The sequence below is a fragment of the Streptomyces sp. NPDC086080 genome (assembly GCF_044540255.1).
In the GTDB taxonomy this organism is placed as follows: domain Bacteria; phylum Actinomycetota; class Actinomycetes; order Streptomycetales; family Streptomycetaceae; genus Streptomyces.
The window spans coordinates 16604-32079 of record NZ_JBITRU010000014.1; the positions used below are offsets into that span (position 1 = coordinate 16604).

The following is a 15476-nucleotide window of genomic DNA, read 5'->3' on the forward strand; positions in this document are numbered from 1 at the left end:
GCGGTGGCGGGCGCGGCTGTCGGATGCGGGGCCTCGGCCCGGTCCGCTGGTCGGTGTCGCTGTGCGTGAACGCGATCGAAGTGCCATGCGAAGAGCATCCGGCACATCGGCTCATCCATGACCATCTCGCCGATATCCGTGGATGGACGAACGATTGTGGACAAGCCCGTCACCCGGACGAGCGGGCTGACCTCATCGGGCGGAGACCACCACTCCCAGCAGCCCCGGCCCCGTGTGCGCCCCGATCACCGCGCCCACCTCGCTGACATGCAGCTCGGCCAGCCCTGGCAACCGGGTCCGCAGACGTTCCGCGAGCGCCGCCGCGCGCTCGTGGGCGGCGAGGTGATGCACCGCGACATCCACCTTCGCCCCACCTGCCCGGTCGGCGGCGATCTCCTCCAGGCGGGCGATCGCCTTCGACGCGGTGCGCACCTTCTCCAGCGGCTCGATGCGGCCGCCCACCAGCTGAAGCAGCGGTTTGACCGCGAGTGCCGAGCCCAGCAGGGCCTGCGCGGCGCCGATCCGGCCGCCACGGCGCAGATAGTCGAGGGTGTCCACGTAGAAGTAGGCCGACGTGCCCGCCGCCCGCTTCTCCGCGGCCGTGACCGCCTCGTCGACCGTGCCGCCCGCCGCCGCGGTCTCCGCCGCCGCGAGCGCGCAGAACCCCAGGGCCATCGCGATCATGCCGGTGTCCACGACCCGCACCGGCACCGGCGCCTGCCGGGCGGCGACGACCGCCGCGTCGTAGGTGCCGGAGAGTTCGGCGGAGAGGTGCAGGGAGACGATGCCGGACGCACCGGATGCGGCGACCCTGCGATAGGTCTCGGCGAAGACCTCGGGGCCGGGCCGCGACGTCGTCACCGGGCGCCGCTTCTGCAAAGCCTGGGCGAGGGACCGGGTGGAGATCTCGGTGCCCTCTTCGAGGGCGCGGTCGCCGAGGACCACGGTCAGGGGGACCGCCGTGATGCGGTGCCGCTCCATCGTCGGGGCCGGAAGGTAGGCCGTTGAATCGGTGACGATCGCGACATGGCGGGACATGAGCTGGAGGTTACCTGGCGTAGTGCCCGTGCGGCAGCCCGGCCCCGCGGGCCGCCCCCGGCCGTGGCCGGATCACGTGCTGCTCACGGTGCTCACGTGGTGGCCGCACGGCGGCACACGTGGTGGCTCACGTGGTGCTCTCGGGGCGCGGCTTCTTCTGCCAGGGGTAGGTGGGACGCGGAGCGGGCGGGTCGAGGGCGGGCCGCGCGGCATCCTGTCCCGGTTCCCGCTCGGCGGCGGGCTCCGGGGGGTCGGGCCAGGTCTGGTCGGCTGTCGCGGGGTCGGCGTGGGCGGCGGGAGCCTCGGGCCACCGCGGGGGCGTGGGCGGCTGCTCCGTGGTGGTCCAGTGCCGCAGGGCCCCGGTCTCCATGTCGATCTGCTCGCTGAGGGAGGCCAGGTCGTCGCCCGCGAAGCGCTGGGCGCGGTCACGGACCGCCCAGCGCAGGGAGTCCGCGGAGCCGGTGATCCGCTCGGTGCGCTCGCGCAACTCGGGCAGCCGCGCGGAGAGGGTGGTGCGGTCGGGTTCGGACTCCAGGCGCCTGAGTTCGCCGTCCAGTTCATGGCCGTGTGCGCTCAGGCGCTGGAAGAGGCCCAGGGACTCCCTGACGGACTCGTCCTCGGCGACGGCGGACTCCAGCGCGTCCTGTGTGGCCCGCATGGAGGTGCGCAGCTTCAGCCGGAGCTGGGCGATCTCACGGGCCGGGCCGGACTGGGCGAAGGCCTTGGCCCTCAGGGTGTGGTCCTCGACCGTGCGGCGCGCCTGGTTGATGTGGCGGTCGGCACTGCGCTTGGCGGCGCCGACGACCTTCACCGTGGCATAGACGCCGAGCACCACGAACAGCACGAAGAGCAGGGCGACGACTGCGAACACCGCTTCCACGAGGGTCCTCCTCCGGGCCCTTCGGCCTGTACCGGCACACTCCGCGCCGCTCTTCCACGGTAAACGCAACGGGCAGGTCGGGAGTTCCGCCAGAACCCCGAACCTGCCCGTAGGGGACTACCCCGAGCCCCGGCCTCGGACCGGTGCACAGACGCCTGCACCGGCCCCGAACCGGTACACAGACGCGTACCCCGGCCCCGGACGCCGACCCCGGGACCCGGCCCCGCAGAGCCGGGCCCCGCACGATCACCTCACGCGGGCACGATGTTCACCAGCTTCGGCGCCCGCACGATCACCTTGCGGATACCGGCCCCGTCCAGCGCCGCGACGACCCGCTCGTCGGCCAGCGCCGTCTTCTCCAGCTCGTCCTCGGAGATGCCCGGGGACACCTCCAGCCTCGCCTTGACCTTGCCCTTGATCTGCACGACGCAGGTCACGCTCTCGTCGACCACGTACGCAGGGTCGGCCACCGGGAAGTCCCGGTGGACCACCGAGTCCGCGTGTCCCAGCTTGCGCCACAGCTCCTCGGCGATGTGCGGGGCCAGCGGCGCCACCAGCAGCACCAGGGACTCCGCGACCGGCCGCGGCAGTGCTCCCGTCCGCTTGGTCAGGTGGTTGTTCAGCTCGGTGACCTTCGCGATGGCGGTGTTGAAGCGCATGCCCTCCAGGTCGCCGCGCACCCCGTCGATCGCCTTGTGCAGCGCGCGCAGGGTGTCCTCGTCGACCTCGTCGGTGTCGACGACGGTCACCTCGCCCGTCGCCTCGTCGACGATGTTGCGCCACAGCCGCTGCAGCAGCCGGAACTGGCCGACCACCGCGCGGGTGTCCCACGGCCGCGACACGTCCAGCGGGCCCATGGCCATCTCGTACAGACGCAGGGTGTCGGCCCCGTACTCGGCGCAGATCTCGTCCGGAGTGACCGCGTTCTTCAGGGACTTGCCCATCTTGCCCAGCAGCCGGGAGACCCGCTCGCCCTGGTACCAGTAGCCGCCGTCGCGCTCCTCCACCTCGGCGGCCGGCACGGCGATGCCCCGGCTGTCGCGGTAGACGTAGGCCTGGATCATGCCCTGGTTGAACAGCTTGTGGAACGGCTCCGCCGAGGACACGTGACCCAGGTCGAACAGCACTTTGGACCAGAAGCGGGCATACAGCAGGTGCAGGACGGCGTGTTCGGCGCCGCCGACGTACAGGTCGACACCGCCGTGCGGCATGCCCTCGCGCGGGCCCATCCAGTACTGCTCGATCTCCGGGTCGACCAGCTTCTCGGAGTTGTGCGGATCCAGGTAGCGCAGCTCGTACCAGCAGGAACCGGCCCAGTTGGGCATGGTGTTGGTCTCGCGGCGGTACCTGCGCGGGCCGCGGCCGTCGCCCAGGTCCAGGGTGACGTTCACCCATTCCTCGTTGCGGGACAGCGGCGTCTCGGGCTGGGTGTCGGCGTCGTCCGGGTCGAAGGTGCGCGGCGAGTAGTCCTCGACCTCGGGCAGTTCCAGCGGCAGCATCGACTCGGGCAGGGCGTGGGCGGTGCCGTCCTCGTCGTAGACGATCGGGAAGGGCTCACCCCAGTAGCGCTGGCGGCTGAACAGCCAGTCGCGCAGGCGGAAGTTGACCGTGCCCTCGCCGTGGCCCCCGCGCTCCAGCCAGTCGATGATGCGGGTCTTGGCCTCGGCGACGCCCAGGCCGTCCAGGGAGACCTGGTCGTTCGACGAGTTGATGATCTTCGCGTCGTAGGAGGAGAAGGCGTCCTCCCACGTCGTGGTGTCCGTGCCGCGGCCGTCGGTCGGCTCGACAATGCAGTGGATCGGCAGCTCGAAGGCGCGCGCGAACTCGAAGTCGCGCTGGTCACCGGCCGGTACGGCCATGATCGCGCCGGTGCCGTAGCCCATCAGCACGTAGTCGGCGACGAAGACGGGCACCTGCTCGCCGTTGACCGGGTTGGTGGCGTACGCGCCGATGAAGACACCGGTCTTGTCCTTGGCCTCGGCCTGCCGCTCGACGTCGGACTTCGAGGCGGCCTGCGCGCGGTAGGCGGCGACGGCCTCGGCCGGGGTCGCGTGGCCGCCGGTCCACACCTCGTGGGTGCCCTCGGGCCAGCTGTCCGGGGTGAACTTCTCGACCAGCGGGTGCTCGGGCGCCAGCACCATGTAGGTGGCGCCGAACAGGGTGTCGGGGCGGGTGGTGAAGACGGTGATGTTCTCGCCGTCGATGGGGAAGTCGACGCGGGCGCCCTCGGAGCGGCCGATCCAGTTGCGCTGCTGCAGCTTGATCGCCTCGGGCCAGTCCAGGGCGTCCAGATCGTCGAGCAGGCGGTCCGCGTAGGCGGTGATGCGCATGTTCCACTGGCGCAGCTTGGCCTTGAAGACGGGGAAGTTGCCGCGCTCGGAGCGGCCGTCGGCGGTGACCTCCTCGTTGGCCAGGACCGTGCCCAGGCCGGGGCACCAGTTGACCGGGGCGTCGGAGGCGTAGGCCAGGCGGTACTCGCCCAGGACGTCGGCGCGCTCGGCCTCGGTCAGCTCGCTCCAGGGGCGGTCGCCGGGGACGCCGCGCTCACCGGACTCGAACCGTTCGATCAGCTCGGAGATCGGGCGGGCCTGCTTCGCCTCGTCGTCGTACCAGGAGTTGAAGATCTGCAGGAAGATCCACTGGGTCCACTTGTAGTAGTCCGGGTCGATCGTGGCGAACGACCGGCGCCGGTCGTGGCCCAGGCCCAGCCGGCGCAGCTGGGACTTCATGTTCTCCATGTTGGACTCGGTGGACACGCGCGGGTGCGTGCCGGTCTGCACGGCGTACTGCTCGGCGGGCAGGCCGAAGGCGTCGAAGCCCAGGGTGTGCAGGACGTTGTGCCCGGTCATGCGCTGGAAGCGGGCGAAGACGTCGGTGGCGATGTAGCCCAGGGGGTGACCGACGTGCAGACCGGCACCCGAGGGATAGGGGAACATGTCCATGATGAACTTCTTCGGCCGGGCGGCCAGCTCCGCGTCACCCGCCAGGTCACCCTTGGGGTTGGGCGCGTCGTACGTCCCCTCGGCGTCCCAGAAGTCCTGCCAGCGTGCCTCGATCTCGGCCGCCAGGGCGGCCGTGTAGCGGTGCGGCGCTGCCTCCGCGGCTGCGGTGGCAGCGGGATTCGTCTCGCTCATGATCCTCAATGCTCCATCGATCGTCTCTGCCTGCTGCTGCGGCTTCGGCGGAAATGAAAAATCCCCTCGCACAGGAGGGGACGCCGCGCCGATTCCGGCCTGCCGGTCGACCGGCGGTCGGGACTGATCAGCGCGGCTCGCTAAGCAGAAGGCGTACGGCACGCATGGCGTCAGGGTACCGCAGCCGCCGATCCCACCGCGACGCACTTCCCCGCCAGGTTGACCATGATTCAAAGTTACTTCGCGTAACGACCACTAAGGGACATCACAACGGCTCCATTGTCCTTTGGTAACAGCGCAATAACTCAAATCTCGTACTGGTCGGTACGAGAGGGCTTAGAGTTCGGCGGCGGGACCGCTTTACCGAACCGTTCGGAGTTGCCCCATGAAGCCTCGTCCAGACAGCAGCCCACCCCCCGCTCGGGGCCGGTCGGCTGCGACTCCGTCGTGCCCGCTGTACGTCGTGACGTCGGGAGGCAGGTCGTGAGGCCGGACGACAGCACGGTGGACGACTGGTTCGCCGGGTTCCTCAACTTCGGCGCGGGCGTCCTCTCGCTCGTCTGCCTCAGCTGCTCGGTGATCTGGGGACTCGTGGCCCAGGACCGGATCCTGCTCGGCCCCCGCCAGCGGATCCTGGCGCAGGCGGTGCACCGCACCACCGCGGTCGCCTCGATCGCCTTCCTGCTGGTGCACATCGGCACCAAGCTGGCCCTGGAGCACACCACGTGGGTCGCCGCGGTGCTCCCCTTCGGACTGTTCCTCACCGACGACGAGACCGTCATCGGCCGGTCCTTCCTCATCGGGCTCGGCACCCTCGCCGGCATGCTGATGATCTTCGTGGGCATCACCGGCGTGCTGCGCAACCGCTTCGCCTCCCCGGCCCCGGTCGCGGCCCGCTGGCGCGCGATGCACATGCTGGCGTACCCGGCCTGGTGCGCCGCGCTGCTGCACGGCCTCTACGCGGGTCGAACGGCGAAGCCGATCTTCTTCATCCTCTACGGGCTGTCCATGCTGGGCGTCCTGGCGGCCCTCGTGGTGCGCGCCTCCCCGCCCCGCGTCAAGCGCAGGATCGCCGACCGGGTCACCGCCCTGCTCGGCCTCTCCGACCAGCGCGATCGCGACCAGCTGGCGGAGAGCCGCTCCCGGGCCGCCGAGTCCGCCCTGCCCGGATACGAGGGCGGACGTGGCTCCGCGCGGGACGAACGGCGCCCGCGCGGCGAGCGCCCGGGGTACGAGAACGCCCAGCGCCCGCTGTACGAGACCGCCGAGCGCGCCCCCGCCCCGGAACCGGCGAACGGCTTCGCGGCCGCCTACCGTGCGGTCTCCACCCCCACCCCGCCACCGGCGGGACAGATGCCCCTCACCGACGCGACCGCCCGCATGGAGCTGCCGCTGGACGCGCAGCCCACGGAGGCCATCCCGCGCGTGGACGGCCTCTCCAGCACCTCGGGCAACTGGCCGATCCCCTCCCCGCCCCCGGTCGGCGAGGCCCCGCCCTCGGCGTACGACCCGCTCCAGGACACCGGATACAACATCCCGGCCTATGACAATTCGGCCGACCCCGGCTTCGGTTCACGTGATATGCGCAACACCGGTGAGACGGACGGCCTCTACCAGACGTACAACCCGAATGACACGTACAACAGCGGTCCCGCCAATGAACCACTCCCCGGTGTGTCGCCGTCGTCGTCCTACGACTTCGACGCACCGGGTTCGGGCGAGCCTTGGAACACGCCCTCCGGAGGCTTCAATTGATCCCTCCCCCGACAACAGCAGTGGGCTCCTGACTCGAGCCGGCCACTCACCCTGTGAGCCATCGAGTCCGACGCCCTCGACACCAGCCGGGACGGAACCATCCCGGTTGCCCAGCAGGATGGAAATTGCGCGTGCCTGGTTCCCGCGACGCACGACTGCCGGCCCGCCCGGCCGAGCCGGCAGTCGGCCCCTTCGGGGGCGACGTCTGTCCTGTCCTGTCACGCAGGAACCCGATTGATCCTCCGGCTGAAGCCGGGGGCACCCCCGGAGGTTGCCAGTGAACGAGGCCCTGCCCGACGTACCCGAAGTGCGCGTGGTCGGCCTTCCCCAACTCACGTCGGGTTTCGACCTTGTCGACCGGCTCGATCTGCCCATGCACCTCAAGGTGCACGGACCGCTGGAGCCACTGGGCGGCGAGCAGCTCGCGCAGCTCGCCGAACGCATCAACCTCAGGGGCCGCGGCGGCGCGGGCTTCCCCTTCCACAAGAAGCTGCGCTCGGTCGCCGAGACGGCGATCAAGCGCGGCGTCCGTCCGGTCGTCGTCATCAACGGAAGCGAGGACGAGCCGGCCTGCCGCAAGGACACGGTACTGATCAACCGTGCCCCGCATCTCATCCTGGACGGCGCGCTGCTGTGTGCCGAGGCCATGGGTGCCCGCACGCTCGTGGTGGGGGTCACTCGGGAGTCCACCCAGCGCTCCATGGAGGCCGCGCTCGCCGAACGCGGCCTGAACAACGGCCGCCGCTCCGCGCTGCGCGCCCGCGTGCAGCGCAACCCGGTCCGCATGGTCACCGGCGCCGCGGCCTCACTGATCCGCTCCGCCGACGGCGGCCCGGCGATCCCGCCGGGCCGCAAGGTCAGCGCTTCGCAGAACGGCGTCGGCGGCGCGCCCACGCTGCTGTCCAACGCCGAGACGTTCGCCCAGCTCGCCATCGCCGCCCGCATCGGTCCCGAGCGCTACTGCAACACCGGTCTGTACGACGAGCCGGGCACCGTGATGCTCACGGTGTCGGGGGCGGTGGCCCGCCCCATGGTGATCGAGGTGCCGACCGGTGTGCCGTTGCGCTACGTCCTTCAGCTCGCCGGGGCTCCCCCGACGCCGCAGGGCGTGCTGACGGGCGGTTACCACGGCAAGTGGATCGACGCGGCGACCGTCAACGAGGCGATCATCTCCCGCAACTCCCTGGACGCGGTGGGCGGTGCCCTCGGGGCCGGGGCGATCCTGCCGATCAGTCAGGACACCTGCCCGCTGGGCGAATCGTTGCGGGTCGCCCAGTGGCTGGCGGAGGAGAGCGCCGGGCAGTGCGGCCCCTGCTACCTGGGGCTGCCAGCCGCCGCGCGCGGTCTGGAGGACATCCTCAACGGCGGCGGTCCCGCCGCCCTGGAGGCGGTCAAGCAGGTCGCCAAGAACGTGAAGCGGCGCGGCGCGTGTTCCCACCCGGACGGCTCCGCGATGTTCCTCGAGTCGACCGTCAAGGCGTTCACCGACGACCTCGCCGCCCATGTCCTCGGCAACGGCTGCGGACGGCCCGTGGAGGGTGTTCTGCCGCTCTTCGAGGGAGGCAGGGCCCCTACGGGCATCCCGGGCGGCGGGGGCGAGGAGAACGGCCCCAGCCGCCAGAAGATCTTCGTCGACTGGACGCTGTGCCGGGGCCACGGCCTGTGCGCGGACATCCTCCCGGAGGTCTTCCAGCTCGGCGCGGACGGCTTCCCGACGGTGGCTCAGGCACAGGTGCCGCGCTACGCGGAGGCCAAGGCGCTGCGCGCGGTGCGCCGCTGTCCGGCGCTGGCCCTGCGCATCGAGGACGCGGCCCCCCAGGCCAAGGCGCCGTCCCGCAATCTGCCGGTGCTCTCCCAGGGCCGCGGCCGGCGGGCCCTGGGCCGCTGACGAGCGATCCGCCGGGACGGCCCCCGGGCCGCCCCGGCGGTGGGGCGCGCTCACGGGCGAGGCGTCCCGCGCGCGTCCGGCCAAGTGCACGTCACCGGCCGGCCTGCCGGAACCGGCGAGGGCGGACCATCCGTTCGGATGGTCCGCCCTCGACTTCTGTGGAGCTAAGGAGAATTGAACTCCTGACCTCCTGCATGCCATGCAGGCGCTCTACCAACTGAGCTATAGCCCCTTGTCGCACCGCCCGATCTCTCCGGCGGCGACGCCAACTTTACACGGTCGACCCGGCCCAACACCAAATCGGTTTCGCGTCGCCCGCCCCTGTCCGGATTGCCCCCGTCATCGGGGCCGTGCCCGGGATCACGCGGTCACGAACGAATAGAAGCGCTTGAGGGTGCAGTGCTCCTCCAGCAGCCGCCCGTAGATCGGCTCCCCCTCGAGTTCGCGGTAGGTCTCGATGGGGTCGCCTTTTATGATCAGCGCCCTGGCGCACTCCTCGCACCAGTACTGGTAGTCGGGATTGATCGGCTCCATGTCGCGGACGATGGGCGTGCCGCTGCCGCACCAGTCGCACTTCCGCCTGTGTGCACCCATCGATCAGCTCCAGCTGTGGCCGCAGGCCGTGCACACGAAGGAGATCCCGCCGTTGTCCCCGAGCACCTGGGCGACATGCGCGGAACCGCAGGAAGGGCAGCTGAGCCTGGTCGAGGTCCGTCGGGTCGACACCGCTCCGAGAAGGTGGTCGACCTCCTCGAGGATGCTCCCAGGCATCACAACTCCCTCCCGTCGGGCCGCGCCCCCTTCCGGTCGTTTGATTCTGCCACGACCGGGCCAACACGGTCAGCGACGCCGTGGTACCGGTCGGGACACGGCTGGACGCCTCGCACAGGTATACGCCCGAGGGGGCCGTCCTGCTCATCCGCGGAGAACGAAAAAACCCGCCTCCTTGGAGAGAGGCGGGATCTTCGTCATGTGGAGCTAAGGAGAATTGAACTCCTGACCTCCTGCATGCCATGCAGGCGCTCTACCAACTGAGCTATAGCCCCTGGTTGCCACGTGGTGCGGCTTCCCGGTGTTTCGCCCCGCTCCGCGGGGCGAACAAGAAGAACTCTAGCCTGCGACCTGCCGGAAAGTGAAATCCGGGTCCCGGGGCGTCCCGGGGCCGGATCGCTCGGTCCTCAGTCCTCAGTCCTCAGTCCTCAGTCGTCGTCGCCGAGCACGGGTTCCGGCAGCGTGCCGGCGTTGTGCTCCATCAGGCGCCAGCCACGGGCGCCCTCACCGAGGACGGACCAGCAGCAGTTGGTGAGACCGCCCAGGCTCTCCCAGTTGTGCGGGTCGAGACCGAGCAGCCGGCCGATGGTGGTGCGGATCGTGCCGCCGTGGCTGACCACGACGAGCGTGCCGTCGTGCGGGAGCTTGTCGACGTGCCGCAGCACCACGGGGGCGGCGCGGTCGGCGACCTCGGTCTCCAGTTCGCCTCCGCCCCGGCGGACCGGCTCACCGCGCTTCCACGCGGTGTACTCGTCGCCGTACCTGGCGACGATCTCGTCGTGCGTCAGGCCCTGCCAGACGCCCGCGTAGGTCTCCCGCAGGGCCTCGTCATGGGTGACGCTCAGGCCGGTGAGCGCGGCGAGCTCCGCCGCGGTGGCCGCGGCCCGCTTCAGGTCGGAGGCGACGATCGCGTCGGGCCCCAGGCCGGCGAGGAGACGCGCGGCCCGGCGGGCCTGGGCGACGCCGGTTTCGGTGAGCTCGACGTCCGTGGAGCCCTGGAACCGGCGCTCCACGTTCCAGGACGTCTGGCCGTGCCGCCACAGGATGACGCGGCGGCCCCAGCGTCTGGACCCGCCCACCTCACCGGCGGCGCTCACCGCCACTCACCACCCGGCTGCACCGCCTCCTCGGCCTCCTGCTGCCTGGCGTGCTCGGCGGCCTTCCCGCGGGTGGCCCTGGCATCCTCGGGCAGCTCCAGCTCGGGGCAGTCCTTCCACAGCCGCTCCAGGGCGTAGAAGACGCGCTCCTCGCTGTGCTGGACGTGGACGACGATGTCGATGTAGTCGAGCAGCACCCAGCGGGCCTCGCGGTCTCCCTCGCGGCGGACCGGCTTGGCGCCGAGTTCCTTGCTCAGCCGCTCCTCGATCTCGTCGACGATCGACTTGACCTGGCGGTCGTTGGGTGCGGAGGCCAGCAGGAAGGCGTCGGTGATGGACAGCACGTCACTGACGTCGTAGGCGACGATGTCGTGCGCGAGCTTGTCGGCGGCCGCCTGGGCGGCGGTCCGGACGAGCTCGATGGAACGGTCGGTTGCGGTCACTACAAGGCTTTCGCTAGGCGGTCGTTTGCCCTCAAGGGTCTCACGGACCGCCGGGCGCACCCCACGTGAATACACGGGGGTGCGCCGGGCCTCGTCACCGCGGGTGCGCCGGGCTCCGTCACGGCGGGTGCGCCGGGCTCCGTCACGGCGGGTGCGCCGGGCTCGCTACGAGCCGGGGTCGTAGTCCTGGCCGAGGACGACCGAGACGCGGGCGTTCGCGGTGGCCTGGCCCTTGGTGACGGAGTCGGCGGGCAGCCCCAGGGTCTTGGCCACCTCGACGGCGTTCGCCTTGTCGGCGGCGTCCGCGTAGACGACCTCGGAGGTCGCCTCCGCGTCGGCGGTGCCGGCCTCCCGGAAGGTGAAGCCGCCGTTGAGGAGGACCACGCGGGCCTTCTCGGTGCGGTCCTCGACCCCGGTGGCGTTGCGCACGGAGACACTGACGGCGGCGTCCGGGTCGGGGCTCTTCGCGGTGCCGCCGAGGACGTCCTTGACCACGCTGTCGCTCGCCTCCGCGGTGAGCGTGCCGTCGTCCCGCACGGGCAGCACGGCGGTCTTGTGGTCGCCGCCCTTGGCGAGGTCGGAGAGCCGGGCGAGGAAGGAGCCGAGGTCCTTGTCGGTGAGCGGCGGCTCGATGATCTGCCCGAGGGTCTGGATGGTGAGCGTGGCGGCGTCCGGGTCGGAGGTCATCTTGCGCAGCACACCGTGCAGGACCTGCCCGAACCGCTCCAGCTGGGCGTTCTGGTCCTCGCCGGGGCCACGGTGGGTGGCATAGGCGACCGCCGCCTTGCCGCTGAGGGTCTGCTTCTCGCCCTTCCTGACCAGGGGCGCCTCGCCCTTCTTCTTGGCGTCCGGGTCGGGCACGTCGGTGTCGGTATCGACCTCCACGTTGCCGACGAGGTCGACGAGGGTCAGCAGGAAGGGGGTGTCCAGTCGCCAGGTGCCCTCGATGTCGGTGCCGAGGACGGTGTCGAGCGCCGTCCTGGTGCCTTCGGAGCCGTCGTCCTCGACCGACTTGGCCAGTGTGGTGGTGGTGCCGTCCTCGGCGGTGAGGGTGAGGGAGTTGGGCAGCAGGACGGTGGTGCCCTGCTTGGTGGTGGCATTGTCGACGAGCAGGGCGGTGGCGGTGCCGCCCCGCTCGGTGTCGTGCAGATGGACGACGATCACGTCCCGCTTCTGGGCGCCCGCGGCCGTCGTGGTGGCCGTGTCCTCGCCCGAGGACAGTCCCGGCAGCTTCCCCGCGTACCAGAGGTAGCCGACGCCACCGGCCGCGACCAGGGCGAAGACCACCACCAGGGCGACGATCCGGCTGCGGGCACGGCGCCGCGCCTCCTCGCGCCGCTCGGTGCGGTTCTCGGTGAACTTGAGCCAGTCGATGACGTCCTCGGAGTCGCCGTCGGGCTCCTCGACGAAGGCGAACTGCTCGGTGTGGTACTCCCGGCCGGGCCCGCCGGGTTCCGGGTCCTCGTCGACCGGGCCGGCCTGCTGCGGGATGTGCGCGGTCTGCTCGGCGACCCGGGGCTGCTGCCCGGTGCCGGTCTGCGCGGTCTGCGCGGTCTGCCCGTAGGGGTCGTACGGGGCCGCCGGGCCGGGCCCGCCCTGCTGGGTGCCGTACGGGTCGTAGGAGTCGTAGGCGGGGGCCTGGGGCTGCTGCGGGGCTCCGGTCGCGTACGGGCCGTACGACGGCTGCTGGTGCCCGCCCGTGGCGTACGGGTCGTAGCCGTAGCCCTGCTGCCCCTGCTGCCCCTGCTGCTGGTACGCGTCGTACTGCTGGGGCTGCTGGGGCTGCTGGGGCTGCTCGTCCGTGGCCTGGCGGTAGACAGGCCGGCCGTACTCGTCGTAGCCGACGATCTCGTACGGGGCGCCGCCCCCGTATCCCGCGTCGTATCGGTCGTTCACCGGTGCCCCTCTCGGATCACTCGCCGCGGTACAGCTCGCGCTTGTCGATGTAGCGCACGACTCCGTCCGGCACCAGGTACCAGACGGGTTCTCCCTTGGCGACTCTCGCACGGCAGTCCGTCGAGGAGATGGCGAGGGCGGGAACCTCCACCAGGGAGACACCGCCCTCGGGAAGGCCGGCGTCGGTGAGATGGTGGCCGGGCCGGGTCACGCCGATGAAGTGTGCCAGGGAGAACAGTTCCTCACTGTCGCGCCAGGTGAGGATCTGGGCCAGGGCGTCGGCGCCGGTGATGAAGAAGAGGTCCGTGTCCGGGTTGAGCGCGCGCAGGTCGCGCAGGGTGTCCACGGTGTAGGTGGGACCGCCGCGGTCGATGTCGATGCGGCTCACCGAGAACTGCGGGTTCTCGGCGGTCGCGATGACCGTCATCAGGTAGCGGTCCTCGGCGGCGGAGACCACGCGGTGGCTCTTCTGCCACGGCTGACCGGTGGGGACGAACACCACCTCGTCCAGGTGGAACTGCGCCGCGACCTCGCTGGCCGCCACCAGGTGCCCGTGGTGGATCGGGTCGAAGGTGCCGCCCATCACACCCAGACGGCGCTTACGCCGCTCGGCCGGGCCGCTGCCGGGGCCGGCCGGCATGTCCTGCTCTCCCATGCGAGCAGACCCTACCGGCCCGGCCCGGCCGCCCCGTCCGCCAGTGCCCTGCCGGGCAGCCCGGCGGGCGTCAGCGGTCGCGGTTGAAGCGGGTGGTGATCCACAGCAGGGTCAGCAGGAGCAGCAGGGTCAGCCCGCCGATCAGGTAGGGGTTGAGGCTGTCGTGGTTGCCTCCGTGCTCTCCGCCCTCGGCGGCGAGGGTGACCAACTGGGCAGCGGTGCTGTGCAGGCTCATCTTCGGCAGTACCTATCGCGTGTGGGCGGGACAGAGACGTCCGCTCATCGTAAGCGGGCGCCTTCGCGACGATCACGCCGACTCCGCCGTTACGGGCGCGGGCGCCCTCCGGGACCGGTCGGCGCAGGCAACCATGCGCGGCCCCCGGTCGTCCTTCTGGCTGTAGCCGCGCACCGGGAACCACGCGGTGAGCGCGCGACCCACCACCATCACGATCAAGACGACCCGGAGCAGAATTCCCGCACCTCCCCGGCCCTACCGACGCCCGTACTGCCCGTCCCAGGCATCTCCGCCTAGGCTGGGCTTCGCCGCGGGGGGCACAGGGCGGTCACCGGTCCCGCACGGGTCACTCAGACGCACATGGGGGAAACATGTCCGACGGCCATCAGCACAACGGGCACGAGAACGTGCCGAGCAGGCAGCGCAGGCGCTTCCCCGGGATCTCCTCGCGTGCGTACGAACATCCGGCCGACCGCTCCGCGCTGGTGGCGCTGCGGAAGCTGAGCGGCTTCGACACGGTCTTCAAGGCGCTCAGCGGTTTGCTGCCCGAGCGAAGTCTGCGGCTGCTGTTCCTGTCCGACTCGGTGCGGGTCTCGGACCGGCAGTTCACCCATCTCAACGACATGCTGCGGGACGCCTGCTACATCCTGGACCTGGAGAAGGTCCCGTCGATGTACGTCAAGCAGGACCCGAACCCGAACGCCATGTGCATCGGTCTGGACGAGCCGATCATCGTGGTGACCACGGGGCTGGTGGAACTGCTCGACGAGGAGGAGATGCGGGCGGTCGTCGGGCACGAGGTCGGACACGCGCTGTCCGGGCACGCGGTGTACCGGACGATCCTGCTGTTCCTGACGTCGCTGGCGGTCCGGGTCGCCTGGATCCCGCTCGGCAACGTCGCGATCATGGCGATCGTGACCGCGCTGCGCGAGTGGTTCCGCAAGTCGGAGCTGTCCGCGGACCGCGCGGGGCTGCTGGTCGGCCAGGATCTGCAGGCATCCATGCGCGGTCTGATGAAGATCGCAGGCGGCAACCATCTGCACGAGATGAACGTGGACGCGTTCCTGGAGCAGGCCGAGGAGTACGAGGCCGGGGGCGACCTGCGCGACTCCGTGCTGAAGATCCTCAACGTGCTGCCCCGTTCGCACCCGTTCACCACGGTGCGGGCCGCCGAGCTGAAGAAGTGGGAGGCCTCCCGCGACTACCAGCGGATCATGGACGGCCACTACCCGCGCCGCGACGAGGACAAGGACGCCTCGGTGCGGGACTCCTGGCGGGAGTCGGCGAGCAGTTACGCCGGTGAGGTGAGGAACTCCAAGGACCCGCTGATGAAGCTGGTCAACGACATCGCGGGCGGCGCCGGTGACCTGGGGGGCCGGGTCCGCCGCGGCTTCGGCGGCTTCGCGTCCCCGGGGCCGAAGGCCGGGCCGCGTGAGCCGGGCGGGCCGTCGGACACGGACGGCCCGAACGACGGAACCGGCGGGGCCGGCGGGGAACCGCCGCGCGACGGCGCCTGAGGGCCGCGCCGCGCCCCGCCCCAGGGGCCGCGGAGCGAAAGCCGTCCCACCGGGGGCGGCCGAGCCAGAGCCGCCCCTTTACGGGCGCCCGGCGAGCGACGTCCCTCGGCGCCGCTCACAGCCTCGGCTGCGCTCCCGGTGCCAGGGACCGGCACAAGGCCGGGGCA

13 protein-coding genes and 2 tRNA genes are annotated in these 15476 nt (G+C 71.0%); 3 read left to right on the forward strand and 12 right to left on the reverse strand.

Annotated features, from left to right (window positions below; genetic code table 11):
- Positions 1–192: 192 nt before the first annotated feature.
- The 3 genes from ACIF9R_RS18185 to leuS all read right to left on the reverse strand — a co-directional run bounded on the left by ACIF9R_RS18185 (position 193) and on the right by leuS (position 5052).
- Positions 193–1038 carry a DegV family protein gene (locus ACIF9R_RS18185; protein ID WP_399980796.1) on the reverse strand — a complete coding sequence of 282 codons (846 nt, stop codon included), beginning with the start codon at positions 1036–1038 and terminating at the stop codon, positions 193–195.
- A 127-nt stretch (positions 1039–1165) separates the two neighbouring features.
- A complete protein-coding gene (locus tag ACIF9R_RS18190) occupies positions 1166–1918 on the reverse strand; it encodes a hypothetical protein (protein ID WP_399980799.1) in 753 nt (250 codons plus the stop codon).
- Positions 1919–2169: 251 nt separating this feature from the next.
- Positions 2170–5052, reverse strand: coding sequence for a leucine--tRNA ligase (leuS, locus tag ACIF9R_RS18195; protein ID WP_399980802.1), 2883 nt, complete (start codon positions 5050–5052; stop codon positions 2170–2172).
- A gap of 483 nt (positions 5053–5535) precedes the next feature.
- On the opposite strand from leuS, the gene ACIF9R_RS18200 reads away from it, so the two are divergent.
- Positions 5536–6807 (forward strand): cytochrome b/b6 domain-containing protein, encoded by a 1272-nt coding sequence (locus ACIF9R_RS18200; protein ID WP_399980804.1) that lies wholly within the window; start codon positions 5536–5538, stop codon positions 6805–6807.
- Between the two features lie 277 nt (positions 6808–7084).
- The gene (locus ACIF9R_RS18205) at positions 7085–8695 is read left to right on the forward strand and encodes an NADH-ubiquinone oxidoreductase-F iron-sulfur binding region domain-containing protein (protein WP_399980807.1); all 1611 of its coding nucleotides are present in this window, start codon (positions 7085–7087) and stop codon (positions 8693–8695) included.
- A gap of 159 nt (positions 8696–8854) precedes the next feature.
- Here ACIF9R_RS18205 and ACIF9R_RS18210 read toward each other — a convergent pair.
- The 9 genes from ACIF9R_RS18210 to ACIF9R_RS18250 form a co-directional block, all read right to left on the reverse strand.
- Positions 8855–8927: transfer RNA gene (locus tag ACIF9R_RS18210), tRNA-Ala, on the reverse strand.
- A gap of 128 nt (positions 8928–9055) precedes the next feature.
- Positions 9056–9289 (reverse strand): hypothetical protein, encoded by a 234-nt coding sequence (locus tag ACIF9R_RS18215; protein WP_006136074.1) that lies wholly within the window; start codon positions 9287–9289, stop codon positions 9056–9058.
- Positions 9290–9292: 3 nt separating this feature from the next.
- On the reverse strand, positions 9293–9466 hold the full coding sequence (locus tag ACIF9R_RS18220) for a hypothetical protein (protein ID WP_189555778.1): 174 nt from the start codon (positions 9464–9466) through the stop codon (positions 9293–9295).
- A 202-nt stretch (positions 9467–9668) separates the two neighbouring features.
- Positions 9669–9741 (reverse strand) — tRNA-Ala (locus tag ACIF9R_RS18225).
- A 153-nt stretch (positions 9742–9894) separates the two neighbouring features.
- On the reverse strand, positions 9895–10569 hold the full coding sequence (locus ACIF9R_RS18230; RefSeq protein ID WP_399980810.1) for a histidine phosphatase family protein: 675 nt from the start codon (positions 10567–10569) through the stop codon (positions 9895–9897).
- A complete protein-coding gene (rsfS, locus tag ACIF9R_RS18235; protein WP_399980813.1) occupies positions 10560–11006 on the reverse strand; it encodes a ribosome silencing factor in 447 nt (148 codons plus the stop codon). The genes ACIF9R_RS18230 and rsfS overlap by 10 nt, the downstream gene beginning before the upstream one ends.
- 165 nt (positions 11007–11171) lie before the next feature.
- Positions 11172–12902, reverse strand: a complete 1731-nt coding sequence (locus tag ACIF9R_RS18240) for a LytR C-terminal domain-containing protein (protein ID WP_399980816.1) — start codon at positions 12900–12902, stop codon at positions 11172–11174.
- A gap of 16 nt (positions 12903–12918) precedes the next feature.
- A complete protein-coding gene (gene nadD, locus ACIF9R_RS18245; protein WP_399980819.1) occupies positions 12919–13557 on the reverse strand; it encodes a nicotinate-nucleotide adenylyltransferase in 639 nt (212 codons plus the stop codon).
- 70 nt (positions 13558–13627) lie between these two features.
- The gene (locus tag ACIF9R_RS18250; RefSeq protein ID WP_399980822.1) at positions 13628–13792 is read right to left on the reverse strand and encodes a hypothetical protein; all 165 of its coding nucleotides are present in this window, start codon (positions 13790–13792) and stop codon (positions 13628–13630) included.
- Positions 13793–14163: 371 nt separating this feature from the next.
- Between ACIF9R_RS18250 and ACIF9R_RS18255 the strand changes: the two genes are divergently transcribed.
- Positions 14164–15309: a M48 family metallopeptidase gene (locus tag ACIF9R_RS18255; protein ID WP_399980825.1), complete on the forward strand. Its 1146-nt coding sequence runs from the start codon at positions 14164–14166 to the stop codon at positions 15307–15309.
- Positions 15310–15476: the final 167 nt, after the last annotated feature.

Coding starts and splice junctions, on each gene's coding strand:
- ACIF9R_RS18185 (WP_399980796.1), bottom strand. CDS start 1,038: ATGTCCCGCCATGTCGCGATCGTCACCGATTCAACGGCCTACCTTCCG.
- leuS (WP_399980802.1), bottom strand. CDS start 5,052: ATGAGCGAGACGAATCCCGCTGCCACCGCAGCCGCGGAGGCAGCGCCG.
- ACIF9R_RS18215 (WP_006136074.1), bottom strand. CDS start 9,289: ATGGGTGCACACAGGCGGAAGTGCGACTGGTGCGGCAGCGGCACGCCC.
- ACIF9R_RS18220 (WP_189555778.1), bottom strand. CDS start 9,466: ATGCCTGGGAGCATCCTCGAGGAGGTCGACCACCTTCTCGGAGCGGTG.
- nadD (WP_399980819.1), bottom strand. CDS start 13,557: ATGGGAGAGCAGGACATGCCGGCCGGCCCCGGCAGCGGCCCGGCCGAG.
- ACIF9R_RS18250 (WP_399980822.1), bottom strand. CDS start 13,792: ATGAGCCTGCACAGCACCGCTGCCCAGTTGGTCACCCTCGCCGCCGAG.
- ACIF9R_RS18255 (WP_399980825.1), top strand. CDS start 14,164: ATGTCCGACGGCCATCAGCACAACGGGCACGAGAACGTGCCGAGCAGG.